General features: G+C 75.1%; 21 protein-coding genes. 15 read left to right on the top strand and 6 right to left on the bottom strand.

Going from position 1 to position 15,666, the window contains the following annotated elements; all coding sequences use genetic code 11:
- Positions 1 to 368: 368 nt before the first annotated feature.
- From AC0IWM_RS01700 to AC0IWM_RS01690, 3 genes are read left to right on the top strand one after another with little or no spacing between them, the layout of a single operon-like run.
- Positions 369 to 1,094, top strand: coding sequence for a hypothetical protein (locus AC0IWM_RS01700; protein ID WP_471752780.1), 726 nt, complete (start codon positions 369 to 371; stop codon positions 1,092 to 1,094).
- Entirely contained in the window at positions 1,039 to 2,319 is a 1,281-nt protein-coding gene (locus AC0IWM_RS01695) for a DNA-packaging protein (protein WP_056471490.1), read from the top strand. Before AC0IWM_RS01700 ends, AC0IWM_RS01695 begins: the two co-directional genes overlap by 56 nt.
- 39 nt (positions 2,320 to 2,358) lie before the next feature.
- Positions 2,359 to 3,534: a phage portal protein gene (locus AC0IWM_RS01690; protein ID WP_471752779.1), complete on the top strand. Its 1,176-nt coding sequence runs from the start codon at positions 2,359 to 2,361 to the stop codon at positions 3,532 to 3,534.
- On the opposite strand, the gene AC0IWM_RS01685 is transcribed toward AC0IWM_RS01690, so the two are convergent.
- Both AC0IWM_RS01685 and AC0IWM_RS01680 read right to left on the bottom strand, forming a co-directional pair.
- Entirely contained in the window at positions 3,510 to 3,920 is a 411-nt protein-coding gene (locus AC0IWM_RS01685) for a type II toxin-antitoxin system VapC family toxin (protein WP_471753091.1), read from the bottom strand. The two genes, AC0IWM_RS01690 and AC0IWM_RS01685, sit on opposite strands and share 25 nt — an antisense overlap.
- A gap of 2 nt (positions 3,921 to 3,922) precedes the next feature.
- Positions 3,923 to 4,159, bottom strand: coding sequence for a type II toxin-antitoxin system VapB family antitoxin (locus AC0IWM_RS01680; protein ID WP_056471498.1), 237 nt, complete (start codon positions 4,157 to 4,159; stop codon positions 3,923 to 3,925).
- Between the two features lie 82 nt (positions 4,160 to 4,241).
- Between AC0IWM_RS01680 and AC0IWM_RS01675 the strand changes: the two genes are divergently transcribed.
- The 3 genes from AC0IWM_RS01675 (at position 4,242) to AC0IWM_RS01665 (ending at position 7,557) form a co-directional block, all read left to right on the top strand.
- Positions 4,242 to 4,823 (top strand): HK97 family phage prohead protease, encoded by a 582-nt coding sequence (locus AC0IWM_RS01675; RefSeq protein WP_471752778.1) that lies wholly within the window; start codon positions 4,242 to 4,244, stop codon positions 4,821 to 4,823.
- Positions 4,820 to 6,169 (top strand): phage major capsid protein, encoded by a 1,350-nt coding sequence (locus AC0IWM_RS01670; RefSeq protein ID WP_471752777.1) that lies wholly within the window; start codon positions 4,820 to 4,822, stop codon positions 6,167 to 6,169. Before AC0IWM_RS01675 ends, AC0IWM_RS01670 begins: the two co-directional genes overlap by 4 nt.
- A gap of 206 nt (positions 6,170 to 6,375) precedes the next feature.
- Entirely contained in the window at positions 6,376 to 7,557 is a 1,182-nt protein-coding gene (locus AC0IWM_RS01665; RefSeq protein WP_471752776.1) for a cupin domain-containing protein, read from the top strand.
- 24 nt (positions 7,558 to 7,581) lie between these two features.
- On the opposite strand, the gene AC0IWM_RS01660 is transcribed toward AC0IWM_RS01665, so the two are convergent.
- Entirely contained in the window at positions 7,582 to 8,496 is a 915-nt protein-coding gene (locus AC0IWM_RS01660; protein WP_471752775.1) for a S1 family peptidase, read from the bottom strand.
- 114 nt (positions 8,497 to 8,610) lie between these two features.
- Complete coding sequence (locus AC0IWM_RS01655) at positions 8,611 to 9,390, bottom strand: trypsin-like serine protease (RefSeq protein ID WP_471752774.1); 780 nt, start codon at positions 9,388 to 9,390, stop codon at positions 8,611 to 8,613.
- Positions 9,391 to 9,429: 39 nt separating this feature from the next.
- Here AC0IWM_RS01655 and AC0IWM_RS01650 point away from each other — a divergent pair, with 39 nt between their 5' ends.
- From AC0IWM_RS01650 to AC0IWM_RS01615, 8 genes are read left to right on the top strand one after another with little or no spacing between them, the layout of a single operon-like run.
- Positions 9,430 to 9,984: a head-tail connector protein gene (locus AC0IWM_RS01650; RefSeq protein WP_471752773.1), complete on the top strand. Its 555-nt coding sequence runs from the start codon at positions 9,430 to 9,432 to the stop codon at positions 9,982 to 9,984.
- A gap of 25 nt (positions 9,985 to 10,009) precedes the next feature.
- A complete protein-coding gene (locus tag AC0IWM_RS01645; protein WP_471752772.1) occupies positions 10,010 to 10,363 on the top strand; it encodes a head-tail adaptor protein in 354 nt (117 codons plus the stop codon).
- Entirely contained in the window at positions 10,360 to 10,794 is a 435-nt protein-coding gene (locus AC0IWM_RS01640) for a DUF3168 domain-containing protein (protein ID WP_471752771.1), read from the top strand. Before AC0IWM_RS01645 ends, AC0IWM_RS01640 begins: the two co-directional genes overlap by 4 nt.
- A 25-nt stretch (positions 10,795 to 10,819) precedes the next feature.
- Positions 10,820 to 11,227, top strand: a complete 408-nt coding sequence (locus AC0IWM_RS01635; RefSeq protein ID WP_471752770.1) for a phage major tail protein, TP901-1 family — start codon at positions 10,820 to 10,822, stop codon at positions 11,225 to 11,227.
- Complete coding sequence (locus tag AC0IWM_RS01630) at positions 11,227 to 11,550, top strand: gene transfer agent family protein (RefSeq protein WP_471752769.1); 324 nt, start codon at positions 11,227 to 11,229, stop codon at positions 11,548 to 11,550. Before AC0IWM_RS01635 ends, AC0IWM_RS01630 begins: the two co-directional genes overlap by 1 nt.
- Entirely contained in the window at positions 11,547 to 11,765 is a 219-nt protein-coding gene (locus tag AC0IWM_RS01625) for a phage tail assembly chaperone (RefSeq protein WP_471752768.1), read from the top strand. The genes AC0IWM_RS01630 and AC0IWM_RS01625 overlap by 4 nt, the downstream gene beginning before the upstream one ends.
- 15 nt (positions 11,766 to 11,780) lie before the next feature.
- Positions 11,781 to 12,356, top strand: a complete 576-nt coding sequence (locus AC0IWM_RS01620; protein ID WP_471752767.1) for a phage tail tape measure protein — start codon at positions 11,781 to 11,783, stop codon at positions 12,354 to 12,356.
- A 22-nt stretch (positions 12,357 to 12,378) separates the two neighbouring features.
- The gene (locus AC0IWM_RS01615; protein ID WP_471752766.1) at positions 12,379 to 13,032 is read left to right on the top strand and encodes a phage distal tail protein, Rcc01695 family; all 654 of its coding nucleotides are present in this window, start codon (positions 12,379 to 12,381) and stop codon (positions 13,030 to 13,032) included.
- Here the strand turns inward: AC0IWM_RS01615 and AC0IWM_RS01610 are convergent.
- Entirely contained in the window at positions 13,013 to 13,951 is a 939-nt protein-coding gene (locus AC0IWM_RS01610; protein WP_471752765.1) for a pyridoxamine 5'-phosphate oxidase family protein, read from the bottom strand. The genes AC0IWM_RS01615 and AC0IWM_RS01610 overlap by 20 nt on opposite strands.
- Positions 13,952 to 13,979: 28 nt before the next feature.
- Positions 13,980 to 14,594, bottom strand: a complete 615-nt coding sequence (locus AC0IWM_RS01605) for a glutathione S-transferase family protein (protein ID WP_471752764.1) — start codon at positions 14,592 to 14,594, stop codon at positions 13,980 to 13,982.
- Between the two features lie 137 nt (positions 14,595 to 14,731).
- Between AC0IWM_RS01605 and AC0IWM_RS01600 the strand changes: the two genes are divergently transcribed.
- The gene (locus AC0IWM_RS01600) at positions 14,732 to 15,640 is read left to right on the top strand and encodes a LysR family transcriptional regulator (protein ID WP_471752763.1); all 909 of its coding nucleotides are present in this window, start codon (positions 14,732 to 14,734) and stop codon (positions 15,638 to 15,640) included.
- The last annotated feature ends 26 nt before the right edge of the window (positions 15,641 to 15,666 follow it).

Genomic DNA, 15,666 nt, shown 5'->3' with positions numbered 1-15,666 from the left:
CGGAAGACCCAGACAAGAAGCGGCCGATCGGAACCGGGATCGTGCTGACAAAGTGCTAAGATCGCGTTGCCGTCGCGAGCAGTCATCGGAAGCGTTCGCCCCAAGATCTCCCGGGCGATAACCGGGGTCGGATACCGTACCGAGGCCAGCAAATACCTGCGGCGTTCTCAGGAAGACACTCGAGGTCGCGTCGCTGCACGGCGCTGCGATGCCGCCGTCTTCGGAAGGTTCACCGGTTGCGTTGGGGACGAAGGGGCGGCTGGATCTACGAATAAAATCATTAAATAGGATTTTATGTTTGACAGCGCGACGCTCCTGAGGTATCAAGAGGGCACGCTCAGGAAGTGTGAGTGGCGAGGGAGGCGGCCTTGGCGAAGCTCGTGCCGATCGTCGCGTCGATCCGGGATGCCGTCGCGACGGCCATGCGCGACACCCAGCGGCCCGTCACCGCGATCGCGGCCGAGACCGGCGTGCGGGTCACCACCATCCGGACCTGGAACAAGCGCTTCGGCTGGCGCCCGGCCGCGGCGACGGCCTTCACCCCCGAGCGCTGGAAGCCGGCGCGGCGGGCGGCGGTGGCGCGGCTCTACCGGGAGGATTGGATCGACATCGGCGACCTCGCCCTGGCGCTGGGCGTGGCCCGGCACCGGGCCGAGGCCCTGTTCGCCCAGTGCGGCCTGGAGGGGCGCCGGCCCGGCGAGGTCGGGCGCGCCCTGGGGCGGGACGCCGATCCCCGCCGGATGCGGGCGGCGCTCCGGGCGCAGATCGCCCGGCAGATCCTGCATTTCGACGCGGCGCTGAACAGGGCGGCGGGCGCCCCGGCCTTCGACAGTGCCCGCGTCCTGCGCGACCTCGGCGGGCTGAAGCGCCTCCTCGACGAGACCACGGATGACGGGCGAGGAGGACGCGATGGGTCGGATTCCCGCGGCGACGGCGACGGGAGCGGCCGGCCGGGCGACGATCTGTCCGCCGGCGATCTGCCCGCCCTGCGCGCGGAGATCGCGCGCCGCGCTGAGGCGCTCGGCGGCGAGCGGGCGGATGCCGGCCCTGCTGGCGAGCCTGCCGCCCTCCCAGATCCGGGCCCTGGCGACTGACTGGCTCCTGGCGGCCCGGGCCGACCAGCTTCCGCCCTGCCCGGCCCTGCCGGACTGGACCACCTGGGCGGTGATCGGCGGGCGCGGCGCGGGCAAGACCCGCACGGGGGCCGAGTGGGTCCGCGCGCTGGCGCTCGGCGACCCGGCCTTCACGGCCCGGCCGGTCGGGCGCATCGCCCTCGTGGGCGAGACCTTCGCGGATGTGCGCGACGTCATGGTGGAGGGACCCTCCGGCCTCCTCGGGCTGCCGGGGCGGCGGCCGCGCTGGTCGCCCTCGCGCCGGCGCCTCGAATGGGACAACGGCGCGGTCGGCCTCGCCTTCTCGGCCGAGGAGCCGGATTCCCTGCGCGGGCCGCAATTCGGGGCGGCCTGGTCGGACGAGATCGCCAAGTGGCGCTATGCCGAGGCCGCCTGGGACATGATCCAGTTCGGCCTGCGCCTCGGGCACCGGCCGCGCGGCCTCGTCACCACCACGCCGCGGCCGATCCCGCTGCTGCGGCGGATCCTGGCGGATCCGCGGACCGTCATCAGCCGCGCCCGCACCGCCGACAACGCCGCCCACCTCGCGCCCGCCTTCCTCGAGGCGGTGGTGGGGCGCTACAGCGGCACCCGCCTCGGGCGCCAGGAACTCGACGGCGAATTGATCGAGGACCGCGCCGACGCCCTCTGGACCCGCGACCGCCTGGAGGCGGCCCGCGTCCCGGCGGCGCCGGCGGACCTGCGCCGCATCGTCGTGGCGGTGGACCCGCCGGCCTCCTCGAAGGCCGGGGCGGATGCCTGCGGGATCGTCGCCGCCGGCCTCGACGCCGCCGGCCACGCCTACGTGCTGGCCGACGCCACTCTGGCCCGGGCCGCCCCCGAGGCCTGGGCCTCGGCGGCGCTGGCGCTCTACCACCGCCTCGCGGCCGACAGCCTCGTGGTCGAGGTCAACCAGGGCGGCGAGATGGCGAGCGCCGTCCTGCACCAGGTCGACGCCGCGGTGCCGGTGACCCCCGTGCGGGCCACGCGCGGCAAGTACCTGCGGGCCGAGCCGGTCTCGATGCTCTACGCGCAGGGGCGCGTCCACCATGTCGGCGCCCTGCCGGCGCTGGAGGACGAGCTCTGCGATTTCGGGCCGGACGGCCTCTCCTCCGGCGCCTCGCCGGACCGCCTCGACGCCCTGGTCTGGGCGCTGACGCACCTCCTCCTGCGCGGCGGCCCCGAGCCGCGCATCCGGCGCCTCTAGGCGCTCCACCGACCGATCCGTTCCTCCAGCGAGGCCCCGATGGCGAACCTCCTCTCCCGGCTCGTGCGCCGGGCCGCGCCCGCGGCCCCCGACACCAAGGCCGCGCCCCTCGCGGGAATCGGCGTCGCCTTCTACGGCGAGGGCCGGGCCAGCTGGACCCCGCGCGACATCGGGGCGCTGGCCCGCGAGGGCTTCCAGCGCAACGCCATCGTCCACCGGGCCGTGCGCCTGGTGGCCGAGGCCGCCGCCGCCCTGCCGCTCGGGCTGGTGGGGACGGGCGCCGCCGGAGCGCATCCCCTGGAGGCGCTGCTGGCCCGGCCGAACCCCCGCCAGGGCGGGGCGGCCCTGCTCGAAGCGCTCTACGGGCACCTGATGGTCTCGGGGAACGCCTACCTCCAGGCGAGCGGCCTCGACGGCGTGCCCCGCGAGCTGCACGCCCTGCGCCCCGACCGGATGCGGGTGGTCCCCGGCCCCGACGGCTGGCCGGCGGCCTACGACTACGCGGTGGGCGGCCGCACCCTGCGCTTCGACCAGGGCGGGGACGGCGTGCCGCCGATCCTCCACCTCACCCTGTTCCACCCCACCGACGACCATTACGGCCTCTCGCCGATGGAGGCGGCGGCCGTCGCCCTCGACATCCACAACGCGGCGGGCGCCTGGAACAAGGCGCTGCTCGACAACGCGGCGCGCCCCTCCGGCGCCCTGGTCTTCGCGACCCAGAGCGGCTCCACCCTGAGCGACGCGCAATTCACCCGGCTCAAGGGCGAGCTCGAGGCGAACTACCAGGGCGCCGGCAATGCCGGCCGGCCCCTGCTCCTGGAGGGCGGGCTCGATTGGAAGCCCCTGGCGCTCTCGCCCAAGGACATGGATTTCGTCGAGGCCAAGAGCGGGGCCGCCCGCGAGATCGCGCTGGCCTTCGGGGTGCCGCCCCTGCTGCTGGGCCTGCCCGGCGACAACACCCACGCCAACTACGCCGAGGCCAACCGGGCCTTCTACCGCCAGACCGTGATCCCCCTGGTGCGGCGCACCGCCGAGGCCCTGGCCCAGTGGCTGGAGCCGGCCTTCGGCCCCGCCCGCCTGGAGCCCGACCTCGACGCCATCGAGGCCCTGGCCCCCGAGCGCGAGAGCCTGTGGCGCCGGGTCCAGGCCGCGGATTTCCTCACCGAGGCGGAGAAGCGCGCGGCGGTGGGTTACGGGCCGGCGCCCGTCGGGTGAGCGAGATCGGTCCGCGCGAAGTCGTCGCCCTTGTAGAGGAGGGTCGCCCCGTGCGCCCGCGCGCAGGCATAGGCGTGGCAATCGCCCATGTTCAGGGCAGCCGGATGCCGGCCCTTTCCGAACCGGTCATAGGCCGCGATGGCGAGATCGGCCTCGGCTTCGCCGAGGGGCACGAAGCGGATGGCGCCGGCCTCCAGATAGAGGCGCACCTGCGCCCGGGCCGCCTCCACCGTGAAGGCGTAGCTGCGGACCAGACCCGCCACCGTCTCCCAGACCGAAAGGGCGGAGCACAGGCGGTCCGCATCGGCCTCGAGCCGGTCGCTCAGGGCATCGGCCTCCGGTTCGCCGGTGATGATGGCGATCAGGGCCGAGGCGTCAACGAAGATCGTCACGCGCCGCTCAGATCGTCGAAGAAGGCCTTGTCGGCGGGCTCGCCGGTGGGAGCCGGAAGCGGGTGGCGGGCGCGGAGGGTGGCGAAGCGCTCGCGCAGGGGGACGGCCGGTGTGATCCGGGCGAGCTCGGCCGAGACGGCGCGACGGACCGCCTCCGATTTCGTCACCCCGGCTGTCTCGGCCAGACGGGCGACCAGCACCGCCGTGCGATCGTCCTTGATGTAGAGCGGCATCGACGCCTCCGGATATCCTTGGGAGCCGAGAGAATATCCCGAACTTGGCCGCCTGTCACCGCCCCTGTCACCGGAGTCTCCCATGGACGGCCATTTCAGCGGCTATGCCAGCCTGTTCGGCGTGCCCGATCTCGGGCGCGACGTGGTGGCGCCGGGCGCCTTCGGGCAGAGCCTCGCGGCGCGGGGCGTCGCGGGAGTGCGGATGCTCTGGCAGCACGATCCGGCCGAGCCCGTGGGGCGCTGGCTCTCCCTGCGGGAGGATGCCCGCGGCCTGCGCGTGGCGGGCCAGCTCAACCTCGCCGTCCGCCGCGCCCGCGAGCTCGATGCCCTCCTCGGCGAGGGCGGCCTCGACGGGCTCTCCATCGGCTTCCGCACGGTGCGGGCGCAGCCCCAGCGCGGCGGTCTGCGCCGGCTGGAGGCGATCGACCTGTGGGAGATCTCCCTGGTCACCTTCCCGCTCCAGACGGGCGCGCGGATCGCCGCCCCGGCCCAGGCCGGCGCCCAGGCCCCGGCAGCGGCCTGCCCGGCGGGCACCGCCCTGGCGCAGGACATCCGGGCCCTGGCCCACCGCATGGCGCCGCCCCGGCGCGCGGCTTCCCCCTCCACCCGGCCCGGGTTCCGGCCCGCCGCCATTCGTCCCGCCCGCTCCGCGAGGTTCGCATGACCGTCCCCGTCCCGTTCGAGACCCACGCCACCGCACCGCGCGCCCCCGAGGTGAAGGGCGCCCTGCCGCCCCTGGAGGACAAGGCCGCCGGCCGCGCCCCGCATGACCCGGCGCCGAACGATCCGGCGGTGGGCAGCGCCATGGCCGAACTCGCCCGCGCCTTCGAGGCGTTCAAGGAGACCAACGACGCGCGGCTGGCCGCGATCGAGGGCCGCGCCCCCGGCGACGTGCTGACCGAGGAGAAGCTCGCCCGCATCGACGCCGCCCTCGACACGGCGCGCACCCGCCTCGACCGCCTCACCCTCGAGGGCCGCCGGCCGCCCCTGGGGGCCGGCGGCTTCCCGGGGCGTGACGCGGCCCCGCGCGACGGCGCCGGCATCGAGCACAAGGCCGCCTTCGACCTCTATGTCCGGGCCGGCGAGAGCGGCGGTCTCAAGCGGCTGGAGGAGAAGGCCCTCTCGGCCGGCTCCGGCCCGGACGGCGGCTACCTCGTGCCGGCCGAGGTCGAGCGGATGGTGCTGACGCGGCTCGCCAACCTGTCGCCGATCCGGTCCCTCGCCACCGTGCGGGTCATTTCCAGCGGGCAGTACAAGCGCGCGGTCTCGGTGCGCGACGCGATCGCGGGCTGGGTCGGCGAGACCGCGCCGCGGGCGCAGACCGACTCGCCGGTCCTGACCGAGCTGACCTTCCCGGCGATGGAGCTCTACGCCATGCCGGCGGCGACCCAGACGCTCCTCGACGACGCGGTCGTCGACATCGATTCCTGGCTCGCCGACGAGGTCGAGACGAGCTTCGCCGAGCAGGAGGGCATCGCCTTCGTCACCGGCAACGGGTCGAGCCGCCCGCGCGGATTCCTGACCTACGACCTGGTGGCGAACACCGCCTGGGTGCCGGGCAAGATCGGGACCGTGTCGACGGGCGCCGCCGGCGCCTTCCCGGCGGCCAACCCCTCGGACGTGCTGTTCGACCTCGTCTACGGCCTGCGGGCGGGCTACCGCCAGAACGCCACCTTCGTGATGAACCGGCGCCTGCAGAGCACGATCCGCAAGTTCAAGGACGCGGACGGCAACTACCTGTGGCAGCCGCCCCTGGCCGCGGGCACCGCCGCGACCCTGATGGGCTTCCCGGTGGCCGAGGCTGAGGCGATGCCCAACGCGGCGGCGAACAGCCTCTCGGTCGCCTTCGGCGATTTCCGCCGGGGCTACCTCGTGGTGGACCGCGCCGGCCTGCGGGTGCTGCGCGACCCCTACTCGGCCAAGCCCTACGTGCTGTTCTACACCACCAAGCGCGTCGGCGGCGGCGTGCAGGACTTCGACGCGATCAAGCTCCTGTCCTTCTCGGCGTGAGCGGACAGCCTCCGGGCCTTCGGGCCCGGGGGCACCCGCCCCGGGGATGCGGGCGGGTGCCGGCGTCTGCGCTCGTCGGCAAACCCGCCGATGCATCCATCAAATGCATGATGCCCCGGCCGGACCGGGGTGCTGACCTCCCGACCGGGCGCACCGGTGGACGTCAACCGGCCGCGATGCGGCGCCCGTCAGCGCAGGGGGCCTCGATGGACCAGACCAATCGCCGTTTCTTCCTCGGAGTACTCGCGGCCGGGGGCGGCTTGGCGGCGAGCCCGTCCTTCGCCCTGGACGACGGCCATGCCGCCGGGGCCGACGTCGCCCCGGCCTCCACCTTCCTGCGCACGATTCCGCGCAAGCCCGGGGCGGCGCCCGCCTTCACGGCCTCGCTCGATACCGGCCCGATCAAGGCGACCTCCGGCGGCTGGGCCCGCGACGTCACCACCCGGCAGCTTCCCATCGCCACGGGAATCGCGGGCGCGCACCTGTTCCTCAATCCGGGTGGGGTGCGCGAGATGCACTGGCACGCCTCCGCCGAGTGGGGCTACATCGTCGCCGGCCATTGCCAGGCGACGGTGATCGACGACGCGGGCGAGATGGAGACCGTCAATTTCGCGCCCGGGGACACCTGGTATTTTCCCGCCGGGCACGCGCACGCGATCCAGACGCTCGGTGCCGACCCGTGCCACGCCATCCTGGCCTTCGACGACGGCCTCTACGGCGAGCACGGCACCTTCGGGCTGACCGACTGGATGAGCCGCTTCGATCCGGCCATGCTGGGCCACGCCCTCGGCGTGCCGGACGCGACCCTGGCCGCCATGCCCGCGGGCGAGACCTACATCATGCAGGGACCCGTCGTCTCGCGCGACGGCCCGGCCGCCCTCGCGGCGAGGCCGCTGCCGCCGGCGCGCTCGCATCGCTTCGCCATCGCCGAGACCGGTGCGGTGGCCGAGGCGGGCGGCAGCGCCCTGCGGGTGGCCCCGGCGAGCGCCTTCCCGGTCTCGTCGGGCATGACCGGGCTTCTCCTCACCCTCGCCCCCGGGGCGATCCACGCGCCGCACTGGCATCCGGCCGCCAACGAGTGGCACTACGTCGTGCGGGGGCGGACGCGCGTGACCCTGTTCGGCCAGGACAAGCGCCTGGCGGTGGCGGACCTCGGTCCCGGCGACTGCGCCTACCTCCCCCGCTCCTGCGGGCATTCGGTGGAGAACATCGGAGCGGAGACCGCCGAGATCGTCGGTGTGCACGACAGCGCCACCTATACCGAGACCTCGCTCTCGGCGTGGCTGGCGCAGGCGCCCCGCCACCTGCTCGCGGCCAATCTCGGCCTCAGCGAGCCGGAGGTCGCCGCCTTCCCGGCCGCGGCGCAGACCTTCAGCCGGCCGGCCTGAGGCCGGGCCTATCTCCGGCCGGGCCTATCTCCGGCCGGGCTTGGCCATCCAGTCCGACCGGGTCGCGCCGATGGCGGCGCCGGAGGGCATGCGGGCGAATTCGGCGGCCCGGGCGTTGATCCAGCCGGCATGCTCGCCGGTGGGGGTGACGGCGGTGAAGCCGCCGCAGGCGGTGCGGGCCTTCTTGTCCTGACGCATGGCGCCGCTGGACCAGCTCACCACGCCGACGATCTGGTAGCCGCCGGGGCCGCCGCGCAGGATCGGGCCGCCGGAATCCCCGAGGCAGGCGCCGGCGCCGGCCGTCTCGGCCATGCGGCGGCGGTCGGTCACCACCGTGACACGGTTGGCGACCTGGAGCGAGCCGATGGAGACGAGGTGGGCCTGGCGCAGGGTGCGGGCGGTGTTGCGCCGGTTCTCGGCGACCACGCCGAAGCCCGCGATGTCGACGGCGTCGCCGGTGTTGATGGCGCCGCCGCGGGGATCGAGGGGCTGGAAGTCGCCGCTCAGGGGCTCGGCGAGCTTGATCAGCGCGAGGTCGATGCCCGGCTGGTCCTCCGGCGTGGTGCCGGGCACGAAGTCGGGATGCATCGCGAAGGCGATCGCGTTGATGCGGCGCTGGCGGAAGGCCCGGTCGACCGCCACCACGCTGTAGCCGGCCTGGTGCATGACGCAGTGCGCGGCGGTGAGCACGAGGTCGCGGGCGATGAGGGTACCCGAGCAGATCTCGCCCTGGGTGCTCTCGATCCGCACCACCGAGGCGCGCAGGCCGTCGGGGTCGCGCGAGACTTCGCCGTTGATCACCGCGAAGGCCGGCAGGGGCGCCAGCGCGCCGAGAGCCGCGGCCAGCACCGCCGCTCCGATCTGGAGGCGGCGGGGGGAAGGGGTCGTGGGGCGCACAGCCTTGTTGGGGTCAGCCTTGCGCAGCGCGGTCGGCAACATCGTGTCTCTCCCGCGTCCGGCGATGTTCTGGACGAGAACGGCATCAAGCGTATCGGAAGGCAATGGCTCGGCCAAGCTCTGGTTCCGCGGACCCTTCGCCATCCGTAGACCCGCTCAGGCCCCGGACCAGCGGGCGGCGGTGCGCCACCCCGACAGGGTGCAGTCGATCCAGTCGCGCTGCGGCCCGAGGAGGACGCCCTGGGAGACGCCGCCGCAGGCCTTGCCGGCGGCCCAGGCGGAGACGGCGAGGATCGCGGAGCCCGCGCCGATCGGTCCGCCGGAATCGCCCTGGCAGGCGCTCGCGCCGCCGGCGCCCGCCGCGAGCCAGACCAGGATGCGGCTCGGGCCGTAGGGCTCGACCACGTCGAGCTCGACGCTGCGGTAGGTCCCGGTGCTGCGGGCGTCCCCGGCGGCGGCGACGCCGTAGCCCGACAGGGTCAGGCGCTCGCCCGCCCGCGGCATCGCGGCGCTGAGGGCGGCGGGCACGAAGCGGGACGGCAGGGGACTGGCCAGGCGCACCAGGGCGAGGTCGACCGAGCGGCGGCGCCCGGCCACCGCGCCGGAATCGTAGCCCGGGTGGAGCGCGCGGGCGGCGATCTCGGCCAGCACCGGCGCGCCAGCCTCGTCCTTGTAGTGCACCCGGTGCTCGGCGCGGGCCGCCACGCAGTGGCCGGCGGTGAGAACCGCGTCGGCCGCCACGACGATGCCGGTGCAGACGCCGCCGTTCGAGGACAGCACCATCACGGCCGAGCCCGCCGCCTCGGGGGCGGGGCGGCCGCCCACCACCGCACCGGCCGGCCCGGAGGCCGGCGGCCCCAGGCACAGCAGAGGCCCCAGCAGCGCCACGGCGCCGCGCCGCGCCGCGCGGCGGGTCCGGCCGAAGTTGCGCGCCATCGCGATCCCTTTCCTGGACGGCCCCACACGGAGACGACGATGACCCCGATACGCGTCGACAGCGCCATCGTCGAGCCGGTCACGCTCGCGGAGATGCGGGGCGTCCTGCGCCTCGACCCGGACGATGGCGGGGCCGAGAACGCCCTGGTGGAGCGCCTGATCGCGGCGGCCCGGGCCCAGGTGGAGCTGGCGGCCCGGCGCATCATGGTGCCCGGGCGCTATCGCCTGACGCTCACCGCCTGGCCCGGCGACGGCCGGTTGCCCCTGCCGCTCAGCCCCCTGGTGGCGGTGGCGCGGGCGGGCCTCGTCGATGCCGGCGGCACCGTCACCGATCTCGCCGCCGGGCTCGTCCGGCTCTGGGAGGACGGCCTCGAAGCGCCCGCCCTCGTCATCGACCCCGCGGTGCCCGCCCTCCACCGGCGCGCCGCCCTGATCGAGGTCGATGCGGGCTATGGCGGGGCCGGGCCGCCGCTTCCGCCGCCGCTCGCCCAGGCGATCCGGCTCCTCGTCGCCCATGCCTTCGAGCATCGCGACGACGTCCCCCCGCCCGCGCTCGCCGCCCTGGTCACGCCGCTGCGGCGGATGCGCCTCTAGCGCCCTTCTCCCGGGAGACCCCGCCATGCTCCAGCCCCTGACCCGCGTGCCGATCGGCGCGCGGCGCCGCCGCTTCGTGCTCGAACGTCCCCTGGAGACGCCGGACGGCTTCGGCGGCGTGGTGCGCCGGTTCGAGGCCGGCCCGCTGCTCTGGGGCGCGATCGAGCCCCTGCGCCCGATGGACCGGGTCCGGTTCGGCCGGCCCGAGACGGTCCCCACCCACCGGGTCCGGTTCCGCTTCGGGCCCGAGATCACGGCGGGCATGCGCCTCGCCAGCGGCCCGCGCCGCTTCGCCGTGCGCAGCGCCGGCGATCCGGACGGGCGCCGGCGCGACCTCGTCTGCCAGGTCGAGGAACTCCTCGCCGCGGCCGCCGCATGAGCTTGGCCCCCTCGCCCACCAGCCCGCTGCTGGCGCTGCGCGCCGCCATCCTGAGCTACCTCGCCACCGACGCGACCCTGGCGCGGCTGATGGGCGGGTCCCTGCGCCTCACCGACGAGCCGCCCCGGGGCAGCGCGCCGGTCTACGCCCTGTTCGGCGACGCCGAGATCCGCGACGATTCCGTCGACGGCGCCCGGCGCCACCGGCACGCCCTTGGCCTGACGGTCTTCGCCCGGCCCGGCGCGATCCGCAGCGCGGTCGATGCCGCCGAGCGCATCGCCGATCTCCTGCACGATGCGCCGCTCGCCCTCTCGGGCCACGCCCTGGTGCGGCTCGACCTGGAGGCCATCGCCGTGCGGCGCGACCCCGCCAGCGGCGAGGCCCGCGCCACCCTGACCCTGCGGGCGGTCACCGAGCGCCTGACCGCCTGATCTCCCCGAACACCGGAGTCCACCCATGGCAGCCCAACGCGGCAAGGACCTGCTCATCCGCATCGCCAACGGCGGCGGATTCCTCGCGGTGGCGGGCCTGCGCGCCCGTCAGATCGCCTTCAACGCCGAGACGGTGGACGTGACGAGCGCCGATTCCGCCGGGCGCTGGCGCGAGCTCCTGGCCGGGGCCGGGGTGCGCCGCGCCGCGCTGTCGGGCTCCGGCGTGTTCCGCGACGAGACCTCCGACCTACGCCTGCGGCAGGTGTTCTTCGACGGCACCCTGGAGACCTACCAGATCGTGGTGCCGGGCTTCGGCACCCTCGAGGGCCTGTTCCAGATCACCAGCCTCGAATACCGGGGCGACCATGCCGGCGAGGTGACCTTCGACATGGCCCTCGACTCGGCCGGCCCCCTCGCCTTCACGGCCGCCTGATGGCCAACCGCAGGCGCGGCGAGGTGGCCCTGGCCCTGGGCGCCGAGCGCTACACCCTCTGCCTCACCCTCGGGGCGCTGGCCGAACTCGAGGATGCCCTCGGGGCCGCCGGCCTCACCGACCTCGCCGCCCGCTTCGCCGACGGGCGCCTGAAGAGCCGCGACCTCATCGCGCTCCTCGGCGCGGCCCTGCGCGGCGGCGGCCACGACCTCGACGACGGCGCCGTCGCGGCCCTGCCGCTGGCCGGGGAGCTCGAGACCATCGCGACGGCGATCGGCGCCGTGCTCGCGGCCGCCTTCGGCGAGGCCTCCGAAAACCCTTGAGCCCCACGGGCGGGACCGCGCCGGAGCCGCCCTCCGCCTTCCCGTGGGACGAGGCGCTGGCGCTGGGCCTCGCGCGCCTGCGCTGGCGCCCGCGCGACTTCTGGCGCGCCACGCCGCGCGAGCTGATGGCCGCCGCCGGCCTGACCGGATCCCGCACCGCCCTCGACGGGACGGCGCTGCGGGGCCTGATCGCCCGCTACCCCGACCCGACCTGACCGAGGGACCCCGCCATGGCCGAGACCGAACCCGACCGCACCAGCGCCGCCCGCGCCCGGCAGCTGGAGACCCTGGACAAGCTCGCCCAGCGCTTCGGCCAGAGCCTGTCGAAGGCGCTCAGCATCAATGTCGGGGCCGGGCGCCAGCTCGACAGCGTGCTCGGCACCCTGGCGACGAAGCTCTCCAGCGTGGCGATCAAGGCGGCCCTCAGCCCGGTCAAGGCCGGGATCACCGGGCTGGTGAACGGGCTGATCGGGGCGGGGGCGGGCGGGGGCGACACGGCCTTCGCCCGGGGCGGCGTCCTCCAGCAGGGGCGCGTGCGCCCCTTCGCGGCCGGCGGCGTGGTGGCCGCGCCGACCTACTTCCCGATGCGCGACGGCCTCGGCCTGATGGGCGAGGCCGGGCCGGAGGCGATCCTGCCGCTGAAGCGCGGCAGCGACGGGCGCCTCGGCGTCGCGACGGCCGGCCAAGCCTCCGCCCCGGTGACCATCCACATCGCCACGCCCGACCTGGAGAGCTTCCGCCGCTCGGAGGCGCAGGTGGCCGCCGGTCTCGCCCGGGCGGTGGCCCGGGGCCGGCGCGGCCTGTGAGCGGGGGATCAAGGAGCGCACCATGGTCAGCGACCCGCCCAGCGACTTCCACGAGGTCCGCTTTCCCCTCGATGTCGCCCTGCGCGGCAGCGGCGGCCCGAGCCGCCTGACCGAGATCGTCACCCTGGCCTCGGGCCGCGAGCACCGCAACAGCCGCTGGGCCGATTCGCGCCGGCGCTACGATGCCGGCTTCGGCATCCGCACCCTCGACGCCCTGCACGCCGTGCTGAGCTTCTTCGAGGAGCGGCGGGGCCGGCTCTACGGCTTCCGCTACCGCGACCGGGTCGATGCGCGGTCCGGCCCGCCCTCGCGGGCCATCGCGGCCACCGACCAGTTCCTCGGCCTCGGCGACGGGACCACCCGGGTGTTCCAGCTCGCCAAGACCTACGGCAGCGGACCGACGCCCTATCGCCGGATCATTGCCAAGCCGGTGGCCGAGAGCGTCCGGGTGGCGGTGAACGGCGTCGCGGTGCCGACGGCCAAGGTCGCCTGCGACGCCGCCACCGGCCGCCTCACCTTCGCGGCCGATGCCGTGCCGGGGGCGGGCTCCCACGTGACGGCGGGCTTCGACTTCGACGTACCGGTCCGCTTCGACACCGACGACCTCACCGTCGACCTGTCGGCCTTCGCCGCGGGGGAGATCCCGCGGGTGCCGCTCATCGAGATCGTGCCGTAGGGGGCGCGAAGCGCAGCGGCCAGGCGCCCGGACGCCGGACCACGCTGCGGGGGGCAAAGCGCCAGAGCCGTTCGGCGCCGGGGAAATCCGCGCGATCGGGGGCATCGAGGACGATTTCGGGCCGCCCGGTCATCTGCACGAGGTCGCCGGTCGCGAAGTCGATGAAGAGCAGCCCGGCGCGCGGGTTGGCCAGCATGTTGCCCAGCGTGTTGAAGAACCGGTTGCCGGAATAATCCGGCACCGTCAGGACCCCGTCGGCGCCGACCCGGACGAAGCCGGCGGGGCCGCCGCGATGCGAGACGTCGACCTGCCGGGTGCCGTCCGGGCCGAGCGCGTAGCTCGCCACGAACAGCGTCTCCGCGCCCGCCACCAGGGCGCGGGCCTGCGCGTCGAGGTGATCCGACACCTGCGGGCCGGCGGCCGCCGCCGGGACCGGCTCCGGGTCCGTCCGGACCCGGATGTATTGCGGGCAGTTGCCGAAGCTCTGCGCCACGCGGATCGCGAAGCCGTCCGGCCGGTCCCGCGCCACCGTGCCGTTCAGGCGGTTGCGCCGCCGCGTGCCGAGGTCGATCCCCAGGAGGCCGATCGCGGCGCCGTCCGCCAGCCCCGCCTGGGCGGGATCGTCGGGCTCGGGCGCGACCCGGACCCGGAGGTGCCCGGGGTCGGGTGCGTCGAGGAAGCCCGGCGCCCCGGTCCGCACCGTCGCCCAGGCCTCGCCGTCCGGGTCGACCGTGCCCAGGACTACGAAGGGCAGCTGGCCATAGAAGGCGCGGTGCTGGTCGATCAGGTGGTCGCGGATCACGCGGGGGCCGAGCTCGGCCATCCGCTCGGCGACGCCGAGATGCGCCTGGATGGCGATCTCGCCCGCATGCCAGGGCGCGGTGGGGTGAAACGCGGCGCGCGGTTCGGAGAGGGACATGGGGGTTCTCCTCGGGTCGGGGTGGGGCTCAGGCGGCGCGCAGGCCGGCGCGCGTCTGCGGGAACGGCACGAAGCCCGGCAGGGCCTCGATGCGGGCGAGCCAAGCGCGGACGGCACCGTAGGGGGCGAGGTCGACGTTCCCTTCCGGCGCGGCTGCGACGTAGCTGTAGAGCGCCACGTCCGCGATGGTAGGGTGGTCGGCGGCGAGCCAGGGCCGGCCGGCGAGCTCGGCCTCGATCCGGCCGAGGATGGCATGGGCGCGGGCGATGACCTCGGCGGCGTCGAAGCGCATGCCGAACACCGTGATCAGGCGGGCGGCCGCCGGGCCGAAGGCGATGGGGCCGGCCGCGACCGAGAGCCAGCGCTGCACCCGCGCCGCGCCGGCCGCGTCCTCCGGCAGCCATTCGGTGCGGCCGAGGCGCTTGGCCAGGTAGACCAGGATGGCATTGGAATCCGGGACGACCGTCTCGCCGTCGACGAGCACCGGCACCTGTCCGAAGGGATTCAGCGCCAGGAAGTCCGGTTCCCTGTGCTCGCCCCGGGCGAGGTCGAGCTCGACGATCTCGCAGGGTTGGCCGACCAGAGACAGGAACAGGCGGGCCCGGTGGGCGTGGCCGGACAGGGCGACGTGGAACAGCTTCATGGGAGGTCTCCTCGGGACGGGGCCGGGGCGCCGGCGACATCCGCAGTCAAGACCATCGGCCCCGCGGCGAGAATGCGCTTTCCCCGCAAGCCACCGTTCCGCAGAATGGAACAATCGAAGCCCGGGCGGGAGGCGGCATGGATCGGTGGCAGGCGATGCGGGTCTTCGTCCGGGTGGCGGAGAGCGGGGGCTTCGCCGGAGCGGCGCGCCAGCTCCACATGAGCCCGCCGGCCGTGACCCGGGCGGTGGCCGCCCTCGAGGCGCGGATCGGGGCGCGGCTCCTGACCCGGACCACCCGCTCGGTGAAGCTCACCGAGGCGGGCGGGCGCTACCTGGAGGATTGCCGGCGCATCCTGGCCGAGATCGAGGAGGCGGACGCCGCCGCGGCGGGCTCCTACGCGACGCCCTCCGGCACCCTCACCGTGACGGCGCCGGTGCAGTTCGGGCGCCTCTACGTGCTGCCGGTGATCACCGAGTACCTCGCGCACCACGCCGCCGTCTCGGCGCAGGCCCTGTTCCTCGACCGGGTCGTCAACATGATCGAGGAGGGCGCCGATGCGGGGGTCCGGATCGGTCCCCTCGCGGATTCCGGGCTGGCGGCGATCCGGGTCGGCACCGTGCGCCGGGTGCTCTGCGCCGCGCCGGACTACCTCGACCGGCACGGGACCCCCGCGACGGTGCGGGACCTGCGCGGCCACGCCGTCATCGGCTCGGCGAGCACGGGCCTCGGGGCCGACGGGCGCTTCGGCCCGGGTCCCGGCGGCGCCGTCGCCCTGCGGCCCCGGCTGACCTGCACCACCATCGATTCCGTGCTGGCGGCGGCGCTCGCCGGCCAGGGCATCGCGCAGCTCCTGTCCTACCAGGTCGCCCCGGCCCTGGCGGAGGGGCGCCTGCGCCTCGTCCTCGACGATCCGGAGGCGGCGGCGATGCCGGTCCACGTGGTGAGCCCGGAGGGGCGGCGCGCACCCGCCAAGGTGCGGGCCTTCATCGATCTCGCGGTGGCGCGGCTGCGGGCCGACCCGCGGGTCAATCCGGCCCGCGCCTGAGCCGTCTTCCGAAGATCTCGCCGGGA

The sequence above is a fragment of the Methylobacterium sp. AC433 genome, from assembly GCF_979253015.1.
Note: the sequence above shows the minus strand (reverse complement) of the source record. Positions and strands in the feature narration are given on the sequence as shown.